Raw genomic sequence first — 18,435 nt, forward strand, 5'->3', positions numbered from 1 at the left:
GAGTTCCCCAATAGTCCGTGTGGTCTATCGCGGGTACAACAATGCGAATGCGAATGGCGGTGTGTCGAATGCGAATGCGAATAACGATGCTTCGAATACGAATGCGAATGTCGGCTCGCGTCTGGAAATCTAACAAATCGGCGTACAGCAGCGGGGACGTGTCCCCGAAGCGGTGCCGAGGGGAGCAAGCCACAGCAACAGCACCAGAAAAGGTGGAAAGCTGAAAAATCACGCGTCGGGTGGAGTTTGGTAGGCTGTTATCAGTTCGAAGAAGTCAGACCCGGGGAAAGGAAGGCCCTCATCTTCCATGTTTATTAACCAATAGCTTATGCGCAGGGAAGGATATATTATCGAGGAAATCATCGAATACTCCAATATGTCGGAGGCATTCGATTCGGTACTTCGCGGAACCGATCGTAAGAGGTCAAGGCAGGGACGATTCCTGCTTGCCCATAGGGAGAAGATTATCACCGAACTGACGGCTTCCATTGCGGACGGCTCATTCCGGCTGGGCGGCTACCATGAGAGGGAAATTGAAGAATACGGTAAAAAACGTATTTTGCAGATCCTGTCCATGAAAGACCGCATCGCTGTGTTTGCCATCATGAATGTGGTGGACCGCCACCTGCAAAAACGTTATATCCGGACAACCGGTGCAAGCATCAAAAGGCGCGGTACTCATGACCTGATGAACTGCATACGTACCGATTTGCAAAAAAATCCGGAAGGCACGCTTTACGCATACAAATTTGACATCCGGAGGTTTTATGACAATGCGCGGCAGGACTTTGTTATGTGGTGCTTCCGGAGGGTGTTCAAGGACAAAAGGCTGTTGGTCTTGTTGGAGCGGTTTGTTAAGCTGCTGCCGGAAGGTATCAGTTTCGGACTGCGCAGTTCACAAGGGGCAGGAAATCTGCTTCTGTCTGTATTTTTAGACCACTATCTGAAGGATAAGTACGGGGTTCGTTATTACTATCGCTATTGCGATGACGGACTGGTACTCGGTAAAACGAAAGCGGAATTGTGGAAGATTCGTGATGCTGTTCACGGGCAAATGGGAAAAATAGACTTGGAAATAAAGCCGAATGAACGGGTGTTCCCTGTGGAAGAAGGCATTGATTTCCTTGGCTATGTTATCCGTCCCGACTATGTAAGATTGCGGAAACGCATCAAACAGAAGTTTGCCCGGAAAATGCACGAGGTAAAATCGAGAAAAAGACGGCGGGAACTGATTGCCAGTTTCTACGGCATGACGAAGCACGCCGACTGTAATAAGTTGTTTAAAAAATTAACAGGCAAAGAAATGAGAAGTTTTAAAGACTTGAATGTCGCTTACAAGCCGGAAGACGGTAAAAAGCGATTCCCCGGAGTGGTGGTAAGCATCCGGGAACTGGTAAACTTACCCATTGTAGTGAAGGACTTTGAGACCGGTATCAAAACCGAGCAGGGAGAAGACCGCTGTATTGTGGCCATCGAAGTGAACGGCGAGGCAAAGAAGTTCTTCACCAACAGCGAGGAAATGAAGAATATTCTCGCACAAGTAAAGGAAATGCCGGATGGTTTCCCGTTTGAAACGACCATCAAGACAGAGACATTCGGCAAAGGTAGAACCAAATACGTGTTTACATGAGAAGAGTTGAAGGAAGTTCCGGGGTTTCGCTGATGGAATGCACGAACCCGGTTAAAGACAAATGGCGCATCCGATGGGATGTGCAGGAAAAAGAGAACGGCTCTGCCTCCTACATGGAAGAGGAGTTCGGGCATAAGCCTACTGATGAGGAAATCCACACATTGGTTATGTCCTGGTATAACAGCCAGACTGATGCGGCTATCCTATCCGGATTCGCCTATAATGGTGCCCATGTATGGCTTTCTGTGGAGAACCAGTACAACTATAAGGCAGCATACGATTTGGCCGTTCAGACGGGCGGAGAAACCCTGCCAGTGACGTTTAAGTTCGGTTCGGATGAACAACCGGAATACCATACTTTTACTCAGTTAGAAGAACTGAAAGATTTCTATACAAAAGCAGTAGGATTCATTCAGACAGTTCTGGCTGAAGGCTGGGAAAAAAAGGACAAGTTCAATTTGGAATTATATCGGATTGAGTGATTGACAATCCCTTCGGGGGAGGGATAAAAAAAGCCCCCGGCCTGTTAATATAGACGCCAATCATTTATTAACACAAAACGCCACGAGAGTGCGCGACCGGGGGCAATGCCCTCTGCCGCACTCTCGTGGCGTTTTTACGCATTAAATAAATGATTGGCATTGCAAAAGTACAAAAATGATTGGATATGACATTGTTTGAAGCACTTAAATTTAACAGAGAACCGCTTGAAATGCTTATAAGTTTGGGCGGCAAGCAGGATGACCTTCGATTCATAGACTTATATACGGAGTATGAGGTCATGAAAAAACAAGGTGAAAAGACCACTTATGCAGTGGCGTTTTTGGCAAATAAATATTCGGTAAGCGAACGTAAGGTGTATGATGTTATCAAACGGTTTGGAAAGCACTGCACGCTCGGTGCAGTGTGATTGATGTGCCGGGGATGCCTTGTGTTGTCCGGTAGAGCTACCTTTGTACAACCAAAAATAAAGCTCATGAATAAGTATTACCAGACATTAGACAAGATACTCCAAACGGGCAAAATCCAGACCAATAGGAAAGGGCGTATCAAGTATCTATTAAACGAAAGGCTCATGCTAACCCCCGCTGATTTACTTGACATATTTGAAAGCCACGGGATAGCCAGGAAAAAGCTGAAAGAGGAATTGAAACTGTTTATGCAAGGAGTCCGGGATGTGGAAAAATACAAAGAGGCAGGGATTACCTGGTGGGATTATTGCGGCCATACCCTTGTAAACAGCTATCCAACTTACTTTGAAAAGCTTCCACCCCTCATAACCAGGATTAACCGGGAAAAGCGCAACAGCAAGAATTATGTCCTGTTTCTTGGAGAAACCGGGGTGGAAAGCAACCAGGCACCCTGCCTGAGTCTTGTGCAGTTCCAAATTGATGAGGGAGAATTGGTGCTATCTGCATATCAGCGTAGTTCTGATGCGAACCTTGGGCTTCCGGCTGATATTTATCATCTTTATCTGATGGCAAGGCAGGTGGAGCTTCCCCTGAAGTCCATAACCCTTGACCTTGGAAATGTGCATATATATGAAAATAACATTGACCGGACTCTGGAACTGTTATCCGGAGTTGAAAACATTAAATTTGACTTGAACGTATGAAGAATATGAATTTATCTGCACCACTGCCATTTGTAGGCCAAAAAAGAATGTTTGCTAAAGAGTTTATTAAAGTTTTGGAACAGTTCCCTGAAGATACCGTGTTTGTGGACTTGTTTGGCGGTTCCGGACTTCTTTCGCATATAGCCAAAAGAAGCAAGCCCGATGCTACTGTTGTCTACAATGACTTCGACAACTACCGGTTCAGACTGAAAAATATCCCACAGACAAATAAACTGCTTGCCGATATTAGGGAGCTGGTGGGTAATTCGATACCCAAACATAAACCAATTAAAGGGGAACTTAGAGAACGCATTTTTAAACGTATCGAGGAAGAAGAACTAAATGTTGGGTACGTGGATTTTATAACCTTATCATCCTCACTTATGTTCTCCATGAAGTATAAATTGTCTGTAGCCGAAATGCGCAAGGAAGTCCTTTATAACAACATTCGCAAGACCGGTTATCCGGAGTCTTCTGACTACTTAAAAGGGCTTGAAATTGTATCATGCGACTACAAAGCAGTATTCAACCAATATAAGGATGTTCCCGGAGTCGTCTTTTTAATTGATCCGCCTTATCTTTCCACTGATGTTGGTACGTACAATATGTATTGGCGCTTGTCTGATTATTTGGATGTTTTAAAGATACTCGAAAAGCATTCCTTCGTTTATTTCACATCCAATAAATCCTCCATACTTGAACTGTGTGAATGGATTGGAGCAAACAAAACCATTGGCAATCCTTTTGAGGGTTGTACAAAAAAGGAATTCAATGCCCACATGAATTATTCTGCCGAATATACAGACATGATGCTGTATAAGAAACAGGAAAAATTAGTTCATAAAACAGCTGCTTAGCACTGAACAAAGATACAATTTTTCAAGTAGAAGGCCAAACTTTTGAGCCTTATTTTAATGCCGTTATAAAGCCATTTTTTATGAAATTATAAAGCCGAAACAGAGGTCATTACAAAACTTTTGTTTCGGCTTTTTGAGTGTTGCGCGCTTTCCTTTTTTGAACGCTTCGTTTTGTCCTTTTCCCTGAAAATCGAACGCTTCGTTTCGGATTCTGCGGAAATTTGGATTTGCGGATTATAGTTGATTTCGGGCATCTTCGCTGCGGCAATGTCCACTTTGAGCGGCAGTATGAATTCGGCAGCCACAGCTTATATAGTAGACATTTATTCACGTTTCTTTCATAAGGGAGAGGGTGGCAATGAATTGCATGCGGCACGTATGGCAACTTGTGTGATAGGAATCATTAGTCTATCTTTTGCTTTTCTTATGGCAACATGGAATATCGCTTCATTGTGGGACGAATTTAACAAGATACTCGGGCTCATATTGGGCAGTATGGGAGGACTGTTCATGTTGGGCATGCTTACCAAACGCGCCAATTCCGGAGGAGCAATCATTGGTATAGTCGCAAGTATCATCGTACAATTGTTTGTTGCCAGATTCCAGACGTTCCATTTGCTTTTGTACACGGCATCCGGCTTTATCTCATGTTTTGTCATAGGCTATCTGACAAGCTTGTTCTTTAAGAAAAAATAGGTTTGAACCTATCATTAATTATAATATAATTTTATTTATGAACAAACGACTTTTAACAGGATTAATCGCTGCACCATTTACGCCAATGCACGAAGATGGTTCCTTAAATTTGCAGGTGATCGGGCCGTATGCAGAGTTTCTGATGCAAAAGAAATGTGTGACGGGAGTGTTTATTTGTGGCACGACGGGAGAATCCGTTTCTCTGACAACAGAAGAACGAAAGGCTGTTGCGGAAAAATGGATGGAGGCAGCCAAGGGAAAACTGAAAGTGATAGTGCATGTAGGTGGCATGTCGCAGGTTCAGTGTGCCGAGCTGGCAGCCCATGCGCAAGCTATTGGAGCTGATATGATAGCAGCCATGGCGCCCTGCTTTTTCAAGCCCGGTTCTGTAGATGAGCTGATAGGTTTTTTCAAGCCGATAGCTGCATCGGCTTCCCGCTTGCCGTTTTATTACTATAACATGCCGTCCATAACCGGGGTTTCCTTGCCGGTACACAAGTTCCTTATAGAGGGCAAGAAGCAAATTCCCAATCTGGTGGGAGTCAAGTTTACTCATAACAACCTGATGGAGATGCAGCAGTGCATTCATGCGGACGGTGGGGCGTTCGAAGTCTTGCACGGTTTTGATGAGATACTGATTACCGGATTGTCGGTTGGAGCTAAGGCTGCCGTAGGCAGTACCTACAACTATGTTCCGGGTATATACAAAGCTGTGATGGAAGCCATGGAAAAGGGAGACCTTGAAACAGCCCGTGAAATGCAATGGAAATCTGTTGAAATCATTGATGTGCTGATAAAGCATGGGGGAGGAGTCAGAGCTGGTAAGATATTCATGAAACTGGCAGGAATAGACTGTGGACCATGTCGATTGCCGATAGCTCCTTGTTCTGAAGAAGAGCTGGAGGAGACAAGAAACGAATTGAAAAATACGGAATTCTTCAAATACATTAATTAACTAAAAACGATTGCCTATGGAGATATTGCAACAATACATCCAATGAAAAAACTCATTGGCCAACTTAAGTTTGACCCCCGAAAAGGGAGGGGAAACGAGTATTGGCACTTCCCGTTTCCCCTTAAATAAATTACTGAAACAATTTATTATTAAAATCGTAACAAAGATGAGAAAAATATTTCATTTTCACCTCATAACTTTTCTACTATTTTGCCCATTTTTGCTTTGGGCACAAGAATTTAACCTATCAGGTGTAGTAGTGGACAATACTGGTGAAACTCTTCCAGGAGTTTCCATCGCTGTGAAGGGCACGACTCGAGGAGTTATTACGGATATGAATGGCGCTTTCCAGCTGAAAGTAAGCAAGGGGGAAACTCTTGTATTTTCCTATGTGGGCTATGATGAACAGCAAATCCTGATTACTAATCAAAAGATTCTTAACATCCGGATGGAACCGACCACCATGGGGCTGGATGAAGTGGTGGTCGTAGGTTATGGTACCCAATCCAAGCGTACCGTAACATCCGCCATCAGCAAGGTGGATGGAGAAACATTGAAGGCAACTCCTATCAATACTGTGGGAGAAGGGCTGAAGGGTAAAATTGCGGGTGTACGCGTGTACAATGAGAACAATACTCCGGGTGCAGAGGCTACGTTCTTGATTCGTGGTGGTTCATCTATCAGTCAGAGTAATTCTCCTCTTATATTAGTTGATGGCGTAGAGCGCAGTACAGCGGGTATCAATCCCAATGACATCGAATCTATCGAAGTCTTGAAGGATGCCGCTTCTTCTGCTATTTATGGTTCGCGTGCATCGAATGGAGTTGTCCTGATTACGACAAGAAAAGGAAAAAGCGGTGCTCCTCGAGTGACGTTTGAGGCTTCCTTTGCAAACGAGAATGTGGAGCGGATGATTGAGTATCTGGATGCTACCCAAGCTGTTACTATCATGCGCGATCGTTGGGCTTCCGGACCCAGTCCGGAAAAGTTATACCTTGACGGATATGCTTATAGTTCCGGCAATACGGATGCTTCCAAGTTTTCTACCCGTTACCTGAGGGATGGAGAGAGCATTCCGGCAGGATGGAAGTCTGTGGCTGATCCGTTGGATCCCAGTAAGACTTTGATTTTTGAAGATAATGATTGGGCCAGTACTTGTTTCAAGAATGCTCTTTGGCAAAATTATTATGTGGGGATAGAAGGAGGTACGGAGAAATTGAGCTATGTGGGCAGTATTGGCTATATGAAAGATTCCGGTGTAGGTGTAGGCACGGCATTCGACCGTTTTAACGCCCGTACTAATGTAACTGCCAAAATCAGAGAGAACCTGACTTTCAGTAGCAACATAGATTACAGCCAGACGAATAGCGAAGAGTATGCCAGTCAGTATCAGGTGATTTCCCGTGGACTGATGACCCCGGCCGTTCAACGTAAATATTGGGTGTCTGACAATGAATGGTACGGAACCCCGACGCCAGGTCCAAACTCTTCGTCTCCGAATCCGAGCTTCTACTCGTATTTTAATGATAACAATCAGCGTACCAACCGTTTGGGGTTAGTCGGCTCTCTTGATTGGGAAGTTTTGAAAGGATGGCATGCTGTGGGCACCGCTTCTTTGTTTACGCAAAACAGCCATGGAGATACATTCATGCGTGCCAACCCGATGAATGGAACGCGGAAGGCGACTACCAACATGACGGATGAGCAACGGAAGAAACTGGAATTCTACACCAGCTATACAAGAACGTTTGCCGATAAACACAGCATCAGTGCGATGGTAGGATATTCCTATCAGCAATATTTGTACAAGTATGTGTATGCTGCCACTACCGGACACAGCTCCGACAAGATACCGACATTGAACGGAGGTTCTGTTTATTCCGATGCAACGTCGACCAAGCAGGAAGATGTGAATATCGGTTATTTCGGCCGATTGAACTATGATTATCTGAAAAGATATATGTTGACTGCTACTTTCCGTGAGGACGGCTCTTCCCGTTTTGCCAAAGGCAACCAATGGGGATTCTTCCCCGGATTGTCTGTCGGATGGGTTATGAGTGATGAGCCTTTTATGCAGAATATCGGTTTTATAAGTAATTTGAAGTGGCGTGGCAGTTATGGGCAGACCGGTAACAACTCCATCGGCTATTACGATGCATTAGGATTGTATGCCATTACCACCAGTTACGATCAAAGTGCTGCGACCGTTTCTTCGGCCATGCCTAACAAGGCTCTTGAATGGGAGACTTCCACACAATTGGATTTAGGTTTTGATTTAGGCTTGTTCAAGAACCGCATCATATTGGGTATAGACTATTTCAATAAGATTACGGATAACCTGATTACTTCCAAAGTATTGCCCAATACGTCGGGATACGGTTCCATCCTTACCAATCTTGGAAAAGTACGTTTCCGTGGTTTCGATGCTGAAATAACAACACGTAACATTGTCAAGAAGGATTTCACGTGGGAATCTAAATTCACCATTACTTACGTAAAGAACAAGGTGCTTAAACTGCCCGAAAACGGACGGGACAAGAACCGCCAGGGAGGATACTCTGTAAAAATGCAGGATGGCACGACCAAAGAATTCGGAGGTGTTGCCGAGGGTGAACCGTTGGGGCGTTTCTATGGATATAAGAAAGACTTTATCATTACAACTCCCGAGCAGGCTGCCAATGCCCGTTATGACACCTCATCCAAAGGTTGGGACTGGACCACGAAACAGAAACTGGGTGTCGGAAAAAAGACTATCGGAGACTATGAGTGGAAAGACCTGAACGGAGACGATATCATCAACAGCAATGATATGTTCCTGCTGGGAAATACGATTCCCCATACCACCGGAGGTTTGAACAATACTTTCACTTACAAGGGCTTCACATTGAATGTCTATCTTGATTTTGCTTTGGGGCACTCCATTTCCAATGGTTATCTGCAACGCCAGATGTGTAATTTCATGAATGGAAACACCAGCCTGCCTGCTGAAATCCTAAAATGCTGGAATGTGGGGGATGACCCGAGTAAGGCCAAGTATGCCCGTTTCTCAGGCAATGACTCCGATGAGTTGAATAAGAATTTCCGGGACAACTCCGATGTTTTCACCCAGAAAGCCGATTATCTCTGTATCCGTGAAATCTCTCTGCAATATGCTCTGCCTCAGGCATTGCTGGCAAAGATTGGTCTGAAAGGGCTGGTATTGACCCTGGCCGGAAACAATCTGCATTATTTTACGGAAGTAATAGGCCTTTCTCCCGAAGTAGGTGCATCAAGTACCTATTCCGGTAGTTTCAACACCTATCCGCCTATCCGTAAGTTCTCTATCGGATGTAAAGTTACTTTGTGATAAAAAAAGTTTAATACGAAAAATAAGAATTATGAAAATAAAAATATTATCCGGCATTCTTCTTATAAGTGGGGTCTCGTTTTTTACATCATGTCATGGAGACCTGAATGTGATACAGCCCAGCCAGTTCACCAGCCTATCCATGTGGACAGAGGAGAGCGATGCTACGAGTGCGGTAAATGGAGCATATACTCAATTCCGTTCCGCCTTTTCCGATTTGCTCAACATCTATGGAGAGATGCGCTCAAACTGGTATGAGAGTGGGGCGGTAAATGATGCGTTTTTTAATAGAGTGGGTACAAACGTATTGCTGAGCGGTGATGCAGGTACAAATTGGAGTAGCATATATACTACCATTAATAGTGCAAATTTGATTCTGAAGCATACTCCGGAAATCTCTTTCACCAATGAAGCTACACGTAATGAGGTGATGGCCAATGCCTATTTCCTACGGGCATATTGTTACTTTACTCTGGTGCGGGTATTCGGTGACTGTCCGTTACTGACTTCCGGCTTTGAGTCAGAAAAGCAGGAGGACATGTATCCCAGCCGTACGGCGGCCTCTGAAGTATATGCTCAGGTCGAAACCGATATAGAAGAAGCTTTAAGGTTGATGCCCGCTTCTTCCAAGCTTCTCCATAAGGCATCTCCGGCTGCCATCAACATGTTGCGTACTGAATATTACTTATGGAAGGCAAAGCGTCTGGGAGGAGGGAATGCGGCTCTGAGTACGGCGCAGTCTTCTGTTGATGCGGTATTGAAAGCCGGATATGCACTTCTTCCCACGTTTGCCGATATTTTCAATTTAAGCAACGAAGCCAATTCTGAGCTTATCTGGACATTGCCCTATATCGTCAATGAAAATGTGACTCCGGGAACATCCCCCAACTTTTTCGCCTATTATCTGGCACCTAACGGTGACAGAACCCGGCTGAGGGAAGCCGGATATACCGAGGATGAGGTTCCTGCCGGTTCCCATGCCCAGTATGTTGTGCCCACGCAAGCCTATTGCGATTTCCTGGCTGAGGATGCACGTGACACGCGTACGGATGTTTCAGTACGGGTATTCGAGGATAAGTTCCTGACGGAAGAAGTACAGATTAAAAGGATGGTTGTGAAGTTCAAAGGCTCCTTTGCCAATGATACGCGTAGTTTTGACAGTGATGTCCCCGTCTATCGTTTGGCCGAAGCCTATCTTTTGAAAGCTGAAGTGGAAAATGCCTTGGGAAATACGGATGCCGCTTTGCAGAATCTGAATGTAGTGGCCAAGCGTGCTTATGGGGTAGACAACTACTACACGGCAAGGACTCAGGATGCCATAGACAATGCCATTATCAGCGAAATACTGAAAGAGTTTGTCGCAGAATCAAAAGCATGGTGGGCATACCTTCGCTTTAATAAGGAATTCGAGCTTATTGAGACCTTGAAGGGGCGTGAAGGGGAGAAGAATGTTACCTTGTGGCCTATTGCTCCTGCTTGTCTCAATACTAATCCGAATATAACACAAACGGAAGGTTACAAATAAATATTGGGATGATATGAGATATAAGACTATACTTTTACTGGTCTTGTCTGCTTGGGGCATCATGGCATGCCAAAATTATACGGATAAGATAGCGGTGGAGATTCGGCAACCGGTATATCCGGTGTTGACATTGAAGGAGCATAATCCGGTATTGTGTCTGCGTCTGATTAGGAACAGCGGCGTGGCATATCAGTTGGAAAAGATAAATTTCACTTTGGATGGAACTGTCCGTTCCGGTGATGTCGTTTCCGCTTCGCTGTTCTTGGATGAGAATTGTGGGCAGGTTTGTGCAAGTGCCAAACCGGTGAACAAACAATTGAGTTTTAAGGTAGGCCGGCAGATAGAGGAAGATACACTGACATGCTGGGTGACACTCCGACTGAGGGATGATGCGGCGCAGGCTACAAGCAAGATTGAAATCTCATGCAGCAGTGTCCAGACAGACTTGGGGCTGGTGGGCATCCGCCAGTTGCCCGCAGTAAAGCCGCTCCGTATAGGAGTGGCCCTGCGGCAGCCGGGTCAGGACGGGGTACACACTTCCCGCATTCCCGGATTGGTGACTTCGACGAAAGGTACCTTGCTGGCCTTGTATGATGCACGCAATGAAAGAGATGACGATTTGCAGGGCGACATTGATATTGCCATCAATCGCAGTGAAGATGGAGGGCGGACTTGGCAACCCATGCAGACTGTTCTGGATATGAAAGAATGGGGCGGGCTACCTCAGAAATATAATGGAGTGAGTGATGGTTGCATCTTGTCGGATGATTTCACCGGAGACCTCTATGTCATAGGGTTATGGATGCACGGAGTCTTGGACCCCAAGACGGGCAAATGGATAGAGAATCTTACCGATACCTCGACCGTATGGAACCACCAGTGGCGTGCGCACGGTTCTCAGCCGGGATATGGTGTCAAACAAAGTTCTCAATTCCTGATTAGTAAGAGTACCGACGACGGACTTACCTGGAGTGAGCCGCGTAACATTACCCGCCAAGTAAAAAAGGAAAAATGGTGGCTGCTTGCTCCCGGACCGGGTCGTGGCATCACAATGGAAGACGGTACATTGGTATTTCCGGTAGAGGGGCGGAACGAAGACGGGCTTCAGTTCTCTACAATCATGTGGAGTAAAGACAAGGGCGAAAACTGGACCGTAGGCGAACCGGCCTACTACAATACCAACGAATGTCAGGTGGTAGAACTTTCAGACCATTCCTTGATGTTGAACATGCGTGAGCGCAGCAACCGGGGACGTCAGGAAGGTAATGGGCGGGCCATTGCCGTCACTGCCGATTTGGGAAAAACGTGGACGGAACATCCCACGTCGCGCAGAGCTCTCATTGAACCGGCTTGCCAGGCATCCTTGCTGCGCCATGATTATATTGAAGACGGAGAAGAACGTCATGTATTACTCTTTGCCAATCCTAATTCAAAAGAGCGCCGTAACAACATTACCATTAAGGTGAGTTTCGATGACGGGCAAACTTGGCCCGAGGAGTATTGGACGTTGCTGGATGAAGGTAGGGGGGCGGGGTACTCTTGCATGACCTCCATTGACGAGCATACCATAGGTATCTTTTATGAGGGGAGCCAAGCCGACATCCAGTTCCAGGCTATCCCGTTGAAGGAATTATTGAAGAAATAAAGTGTAAAACCTTAAAAAACAGATAAACATGAAACGCAGTGAAATCAATCGATATATCCGCGAAGCCAAAGCATTTATGACAAAGTACCACTTCATGCTGCCTCCATGGGCGGACTGGACTCCGGACGACTGGAAGACCAAAGGACCGGAATGTGATGATATCCGGGAAAGAGCCATGGGTTGGGACCTGACCGACTTCGGCTGGGGCGATTTCCTGAAAATCGGCCTGACGCTGGTAACCCTCCGTAATGGAAGTCTGCAGAAGAAAGACAAACCCTATTGTGAAAAGATTATGTTTGTCCGCTGCGGACAAGTTACTCCTACCCATTTCCATTGGCTGAAAACGGAAGACATCATCAACCGGGGTGGAGGAATCCTCTGCATGCGTCTGTGGAAGGCCGACAAGGAAACTGAAATGCTGACTGAAGAACCGCTTGTCGTTTCCATCGACGGAGTCAGTACACGGGTAGCTCCCGGAGAAACGGTGCGTCTTGCTCCCGGACAAAGCATTTGTTACGAGCCTTATCTCTACCATACTTTCTGGGCCGAGGACGACCATTGCCTGGTAGGCGAAGTCTCCACGGTGAACGATGACATGAGGGACAACCGTTTCCTCACCCCCAAGGGGCGTTTCCCGCAGATAGAAGAGGATGTTCCGGCCGAACATCTGTTGTGCAACGAATATCCCGAAGTTTAGAAAGTATGAAAGATAAGACCAACCTGACGGGATTGAATCCTGATAATTTCCGGTCCGTAATCAACGGAAAGGATACCGGCCTTTATATACTGCGCAATGGCAGCGGTATGGAGATGTGCGTCACGAACTACGGGGCCATCGTCTTATCCATCATGGCTCCTGATAGTCATGGTAAGTTTGAAAATGTCGTCATAGGCTTCGATACGCTGGAAGAGGCCCGCAGGCAAAGCAAGGACTATTATATAGGAGCTACTATAGGCCCCGTAGCCGGACGCATATTGCACGGCGCTTTCCGTGTAGGAGAAAAAGATTATCACTTACAGCTTAACTCTGTTTCTAATACTCTGCACAGTGGTGATAACGGTTTTCACACGGTGGTGTGGGAAGCACAGCAACCGTGTGAAAACCAACTTCTCCTCCGTCTTTTCCATGCCGATGGAGAAGCCGGTTTTCCGGGCAATGTTACGGTAAGGATGATGTATACCTTGACGGACGACAATGGGTTCCGTATAGATTATGAGGCGGAGACAGACCGCGACACCTTGTTCTGTCCCACCAATCATGCCTATTTTAACCTGGCGGGCATGGGAACTCCCACTACTTCCATTGAAGACCATCTGGTGAGGATAAACGCGGATTTCTACCTGCCTATCGACATGAATACGAACAATACCGGTGAAGTCAGGGCAGTGGGCGATACGCCTTTTGATTTCCGCGACTACCATTCCATAGGCGAACGCATCAACCGGAAAGACTTGCAGTTGCTCAACGGCCACGGTTATGACCACTGTTTTGTCTTGAAGAAACCCGCGCTGCATGAGCTCTCTTTCGCCGCCACCTGCATCAGTCCGTCCAGTGGGCGCAGAATGGATATCTATACCACAGAGCCGGGGCTTATCATGTACACCGGCAATTATTTGCCGGGCTTCACGGGCATGCATGGCACTGTGTATCCGCGTCGTAGCGCCGTCTGCTTTGAAACCCAGTGCTTTCCCGATACACCGAACAATCCGCATTTCCCCTCCATCGTATTACGTGAAGGAGACCTTTATAAACAGACATGTATTTATCAATTCAGTACGCAACCATGAAAAACAGAATCATTCTTTGTTTGGGATGCCTGCTGGCATTCCTCCAGCTCCGGGCACAAGTCAATACCAACCAGCAGCATTTGTGCAATCCTAATTCTTTTTCCATCGTCCTGCTGGGCGACCCGCAAAACTACGTGAAGTATGACTATAACCAGCCGGTTTTTGAGCTGATGACGGCGTGGACCGCTCATCATATAGACTCCCTCCGTGTAAAGGCGGTGCTTTGTACGGGCGACTTGGTAGACCAGAATGAATGTATTCTACCTCCCTTCCCGCGTTTCGGGAATCTTACGAGCCGGGAGCAGTGGACATTTGTGTCGCGGGCTTTCGGGCGGTTGGATAACAAGGTCCCTTATCTCATTTCTACCGGAAACCATGATTACGGCTACACCCGTTCGGAGAACTCGATGACCCGTTTCCCGGAATATTTCCCGATAGAGCGCAACAGCCAATGGAAAAAGACCATCGTGGCCGCCACCAATAACAGAAACGGCCTGCCTACGCTGGAGAATGCCGCCATGGAGATAACGGACGAGCATTGGGGGAGGATTTTGATTATTGCCGTTGAATTTGCCCCGCGCGACGAGGTCTTGTCATGGGCCAGGGAGCTGGTGGCTGCCCCGCGCTTCAAGGACCATACGGTGATTCTCATCACCCATTCCTACCTTACCGGCTTCGACAGCAAGCGCATCACCAAAGAAGGCTATAAGATAACCCCGTCCAATACGGGCGAAGGCATCTGGCAGAAGCTGGTGCAACCTTCTGCCAACATCCGTCTTGTGCTGTGCGGACACTATGCCACTCCGAATGAACGGTTGGACTATACCACGGGATTCCGTACCGACAAGAATGCAGCCGGACACGATGTGCACCAGATGATGTTCAACTGCCAGGCGTTGGGTGGCGGCATGAGTGGAAACGGGGGAGACGGCTGGCTGCGTCTGCTCGAATTCCTGCCCGACGGACATACGGTGCAGGTCAGGACCTATTCTCCGCTTTTCGGCTTTTCTCCTCAAACCAAGGACAAGGCATGGCGTACGGAATCTTATGACCAGTTTCAATTCACGATAAAATAAAAAATATGAAGCGTATATCAATTATTTATTCATTAATACTCTTTTGTATGTATTTATCAGCACAGACAAGTCCGGAGTGGACTTCCGGAAATGCGAAGAAATGGATGAAAAGTGCCGTTTGGTCCAATGGCTGGACTGTCTCTCCCCATAAATCAGTCAATGCTGTTGAATTTGCCTGCCAATATCATAAGAACAAGGATGTCTGGGATGCTGCATTCCGCTTTCTTGCCGAACATGATTTGGAAGCGCTGTCCATTGGCAACCATGTCATTCTGGAGGGGAAATGCTGGGCTACGGTCAGTGAATACATTCCCAAAGAGGTGGAGAAAGGGAATATTGAAAGTCACCTCCGTTTTGTCGACCTTCAGTATGTACTCTGGGGAAATGAAAAGATGGGGCTGGCAAGTGACGTCGAAGTACGTCAGGCGTATAATTCAAAAAAGGATGTTGCTTTTTATACCTCTTCCCGGATAAAACACTACTCTGCCGATGCCGGCAGTTTCTTCTTGTTTTTCCCTTCGGACATTCACCAGCCTTCTGTTCGGGGAAAGGGGGAACTTGTTAAAAGCAGGAAGATTGTGATTAAAATAGAATATGTAGATTAGTGTGTTTTCGGTTCTATTAAAAATACTATTTGTTTTTCAAATAAATTTCCTTTAAAATTTGTACTTTTGCCGACTGTTTAGAGAAATCAACGAAAACTTTAAAAAACGAAATAGAATGGCAGTAGAATTGAAAGACCTTACCAAACGTAGTGAGAACTATTCTCAGTGGTACAACGAGTTGGTGGTAAAAGCCGATTTGGCAGAACAATCGGCTGTACGCGGCTGTATGGTGATCAAGCCCTACGGATACGCTATCTGGGAGAAGATGCAACGTCAGTTGGACGATATGTTCAAGGAAACGGGACACGTCAACGCTTATTTCCCCTTGCTTATTCCGAAATCATTCCTCAGCCGTGAAGCGGAACATGTGGAAGGCTTTGCCAAAGAGTGTGCCGTCGTGACGCACTATCGTTTGAAGAACGATCCGAATGGCGGCGGTGTGGTGGTGGACCCTGCTGCAAAACTGGAAGAAGAGCTGATTATCCGCCCCACTTCCGAAACCATCATCTGGAACACCTACAAGAACTGGATCAATTCATACCGCGACCTGCCTATCTTGTGCAACCAGTGGGCAAACGTGTTCCGTTGGGAAATGCGTACCCGTCTGTTCCTCCGTACCGCCGAATTCCTCTGGCAGGAAGGACACACGGCACATGCCACTCGCGAGGAAGCCGAAGAAGAAGCGGTAAAGATGCTGAATGTATATGCCGAGTTTGCCGAAAAATACATGGCGGTGCCCGTGGTAAAGGGCGTGAAGTCTGCCAACGAGCGTTTTGCAGGTGCCCTCAACACCTACACCATCGAAGCGATGATGCAGGACGGAAAGGCTTTGCAGAGCGGTACTTCCCACTTCTTGGGACAGAACTTCGCCAAGGCGTTCGATGTACAGTTCGTCAATAAGGAGAACAAGCTGGAGTATGTTTGGGCTACCTCCTGGGGTGTTTCCACCCGTCTGATGGGAGCGCTTATCATGACGCATTCCGATGACAACGGTCTGGTACTTCCTCCGCACCTGGCTCCGATACAAGTAGTCATCGTACCTATCTACAAGAATGCAGAGATGCTGGCTAAGATTGACGAGAAAGTGGCAGGCATTGTTGCCAAGCTGAAGTCAATGGGTATTTCCGTGAAGTACGACAATGCCGACAACAAACGTCCGGGCTTCAAGTTTGCCGACTATGAGGTGAAGGGTGTTCCCGTTCGTCTGGTGATGGGTGGCCGCGACCTGGAGAACAATACAATGGAAATCATGCGTCGCGATACACTGGAGAAGGAGACGCGTTCCTGCGAGGGTATCGAAGAGTACGTGAAGGATTTGCTCGAGGACATTCAGGCTAATGTCTACAAGAAAGCGCTCGATTACCGTAACAGCCGCATCACCAGCGTGGACAGCTACGAGGAATTCAAGGAAAAGATTGAAGAAGGCGGCTTCATTCTGGCTCATTGGGACGGGACTACCGAAACCGAAGAGAAAATCAAGGAAGAGACCAAAGCAACCATCCGTTGTATTCCTTTCGATTCATTTGTTCCGGGTGACAAGGAACCGGGCAAGTGTATGGTTACCGGCAAGCCTTCTGCCTGCCGCGTGATTTTTGCACGTTCCTATTAATAATACCCACCCCGGATTACGCGGATTAACACAGATGATTTTAGGAGTTCTGATAATCAGAAACTTTTATCTGTGTTAATCCGCGTAATCCGGGGTGATTGTATATCTTGATACGTCCTCTCGGTTTTAAATTTATAGAGTTATCTCTCATCATGAATTGATGAACAGCTATTTATATTGCTTCAGAAATTCTGAGATTGTTTTGCGTACAGTTTCCGGAGATTGTTTTGAATGAAGCATTGCTGCAATGACAATCCTATTCTCATCAATCAAATAATATATCACGTTAGGGGAAAGTTTTAAATGACGGACAGTAATGTTGTTAAATAGAGTAGAAAAATCACTGTCTATAATTCCTATATACGGATGTTTTGCTAAAAGATTTACTTTGTCTTGTATCTTTTGACGTGTTTTCTGTGCCGTCAACATGCCAAAATTATTCTCTACATAAATAAGTATCTCTAAAAAGTGCTCATAAGCCAACTTAGACCAGACTATTTCCATCCCATGCGTTCATTTATCATACTCTCTATTTGGGAGTTTGATATACAGTGTCCTGCTTTATTCTCTTCTAAGGCAAATAGAAGGGCTTCAGCCAAAGCATCTCGGGGAATACTGTTGATAAAGTCGTCCATCGGTATGGCTGATTGATGATAAGTTGCCATCATCGGTTCTTGTGCCGTTTGTTTGGGAGAGTCCTGCTCTTTATATGGTTTAATTTTACCCATTGCTTTTATTTTTAATCAAAGGTAAACTGAATAAATGAAAACTCCTAATATTCAATCCATTTATTTTCCACTGCATCAAAGCCAACCAATCTACATACTATTGTAACCTCCTTCACATCTTCTCGTAACAACTTTCCCTCATTTTTGCAGCGTAAAAAAAGAAAGGAGGCCCGAATATGAAACTGAACAGAAATGACTATACCGTAGAGGCGGCAGCCGGCGGTGGTTTTTACGCTTATTTTATGAATAATGTGTTGTGCAGCGCCTACGGTGAAACGCCTGACGAAGCCTGCGAAAACCTGGAACAGATTGTTGACGATTTTGTCAGTGATATGTATATGGTCGAGGAATTTGTCTGAT

Annotated in this window: 18 protein-coding genes and 1 pseudogene; 16 read left to right on the plus strand and 3 right to left on the minus strand. The window is 46.2% G+C overall.

Annotated elements, in window-relative coordinates; translation table 11 throughout:
* The first annotated feature begins 328 nt into the window (after positions 1-328).
* The 5 genes from DXD65_RS03710 (at position 329) to DXD65_RS03730 (ending at position 4,102) form a co-directional block, all read left to right on the plus strand.
* Positions 329-1,630 (plus strand): reverse transcriptase domain-containing protein, encoded by a 1,302-nt coding sequence (locus tag DXD65_RS03710; protein WP_007562471.1) that lies wholly within the window; start codon positions 329-331, stop codon positions 1,628-1,630.
* On the plus strand, positions 1,627-2,112 hold the full coding sequence (locus DXD65_RS03715; RefSeq protein ID WP_007562469.1) for a hypothetical protein: 486 nt from the start codon (positions 1,627-1,629) through the stop codon (positions 2,110-2,112). The genes DXD65_RS03710 and DXD65_RS03715 overlap by 4 nt, the downstream gene beginning before the upstream one ends.
* Positions 2,113-2,297: 185 nt before the next feature.
* On the plus strand, positions 2,298-2,540 hold the full coding sequence (locus DXD65_RS03720; protein ID WP_007562467.1) for a hypothetical protein: 243 nt from the start codon (positions 2,298-2,300) through the stop codon (positions 2,538-2,540).
* A gap of 66 nt (positions 2,541-2,606) precedes the next feature.
* Positions 2,607-3,245 carry a thymidylate synthase gene (locus DXD65_RS03725; protein WP_007562465.1) on the plus strand — a complete coding sequence of 213 codons (639 nt, stop codon included), beginning with the start codon at positions 2,607-2,609 and terminating at the stop codon, positions 3,243-3,245.
* Entirely contained in the window at positions 3,242-4,102 is an 861-nt protein-coding gene (locus DXD65_RS03730; RefSeq protein ID WP_007562461.1) for a DNA adenine methylase, read from the plus strand. The genes DXD65_RS03725 and DXD65_RS03730 overlap by 4 nt, the downstream gene beginning before the upstream one ends.
* Positions 4,103-4,188: 86 nt before the next feature.
* Here the strand turns inward: DXD65_RS03730 and DXD65_RS21100 are convergent, their stop codons facing one another.
* Entirely contained in the window at positions 4,189-4,407 is a 219-nt protein-coding gene (locus DXD65_RS21100; RefSeq protein ID WP_199670706.1) for a hypothetical protein, read from the minus strand.
* Between DXD65_RS21100 and DXD65_RS03735 the strand changes: the two are divergent.
* The 10 genes and pseudogenes from DXD65_RS03735 to proS form a co-directional block, all read left to right on the plus strand.
* Positions 4,343-4,798 (plus strand): annotated as a pseudogene (locus tag DXD65_RS03735) (sodium:solute symporter family transporter); the annotation flags it as partial. The gene DXD65_RS21100 and the pseudogene DXD65_RS03735 sit on opposite strands and share 65 nt — an antisense overlap.
* Positions 4,799-4,835: 37 nt before the next feature.
* Entirely contained in the window at positions 4,836-5,753 is a 918-nt protein-coding gene (locus DXD65_RS03740; RefSeq protein ID WP_005829247.1) for a dihydrodipicolinate synthase family protein, read from the plus strand.
* Between the two features lie 166 nt (positions 5,754-5,919).
* A complete protein-coding gene (locus tag DXD65_RS03745) occupies positions 5,920-9,099 on the plus strand; it encodes a SusC/RagA family TonB-linked outer membrane protein (RefSeq protein WP_005836952.1) in 3,180 nt (1,059 codons plus the stop codon).
* A gap of 31 nt (positions 9,100-9,130) precedes the next feature.
* Entirely contained in the window at positions 9,131-10,624 is a 1,494-nt protein-coding gene (locus DXD65_RS03750; RefSeq protein WP_005829240.1) for a RagB/SusD family nutrient uptake outer membrane protein, read from the plus strand.
* A 13-nt stretch (positions 10,625-10,637) separates the two neighbouring features.
* The gene (locus DXD65_RS03755; protein WP_117887357.1) at positions 10,638-12,269 is read left to right on the plus strand and encodes a sialidase family protein; all 1,632 of its coding nucleotides are present in this window, start codon (positions 10,638-10,640) and stop codon (positions 12,267-12,269) included.
* A gap of 28 nt (positions 12,270-12,297) precedes the next feature.
* Positions 12,298-12,966, plus strand: a complete 669-nt coding sequence (locus DXD65_RS03760) for a D-lyxose/D-mannose family sugar isomerase (RefSeq protein ID WP_035448447.1) — start codon at positions 12,298-12,300, stop codon at positions 12,964-12,966.
* Positions 12,967-12,971: 5 nt separating this feature from the next.
* Positions 12,972-14,057, plus strand: coding sequence for an aldose epimerase family protein (locus DXD65_RS03765; protein WP_035448449.1), 1,086 nt, complete (start codon positions 12,972-12,974; stop codon positions 14,055-14,057).
* Positions 14,054-15,133 (plus strand): metallophosphoesterase, encoded by a 1,080-nt coding sequence (locus DXD65_RS03770; RefSeq protein ID WP_016273674.1) that lies wholly within the window; start codon positions 14,054-14,056, stop codon positions 15,131-15,133. Before DXD65_RS03765 ends, DXD65_RS03770 begins: the two co-directional genes overlap by 4 nt.
* Before the next feature lie 47 nt (positions 15,134-15,180).
* Positions 15,181-15,738, plus strand: coding sequence for a YhcH/YjgK/YiaL family protein (locus tag DXD65_RS03775; protein ID WP_005829228.1), 558 nt, complete (start codon positions 15,181-15,183; stop codon positions 15,736-15,738).
* A gap of 115 nt (positions 15,739-15,853) precedes the next feature.
* Positions 15,854-17,347 (plus strand): proline--tRNA ligase, encoded by a 1,494-nt coding sequence (gene proS / locus DXD65_RS03780; RefSeq protein WP_005829226.1) that lies wholly within the window; start codon positions 15,854-15,856, stop codon positions 17,345-17,347.
* A gap of 168 nt (positions 17,348-17,515) precedes the next feature.
* On the opposite strand, the gene DXD65_RS03785 is transcribed toward proS, so the two are convergent.
* Together DXD65_RS03785 and DXD65_RS03790 are read right to left on the minus strand one after the other, a co-directional pair.
* A complete protein-coding gene (locus tag DXD65_RS03785; RefSeq protein WP_005836958.1) occupies positions 17,516-17,851 on the minus strand; it encodes a type II toxin-antitoxin system RelE/ParE family toxin in 336 nt (111 codons plus the stop codon).
* On the minus strand, positions 17,842-18,075 hold the full coding sequence (locus tag DXD65_RS03790; protein WP_008663499.1) for a hypothetical protein: 234 nt from the start codon (positions 18,073-18,075) through the stop codon (positions 17,842-17,844). The genes DXD65_RS03785 and DXD65_RS03790 overlap by 10 nt, the downstream gene beginning before the upstream one ends.
* 176 nt (positions 18,076-18,251) lie before the next feature.
* Here DXD65_RS03790 and DXD65_RS03795 point away from each other — a divergent pair, with 176 nt between their 5' ends.
* Entirely contained in the window at positions 18,252-18,434 is a 183-nt protein-coding gene (locus DXD65_RS03795) for a hypothetical protein (protein ID WP_005829223.1), read from the plus strand.
* The last annotated feature ends 1 nt before the right edge of the window (position 18,435 follow it).

This window comes from Bacteroides sp. 4_1_36, assembly GCF_003466325.1.
Taxonomy (GTDB): Bacteria; Bacteroidota; Bacteroidia; order Bacteroidales; family Bacteroidaceae; genus Bacteroides; species Bacteroides uniformis.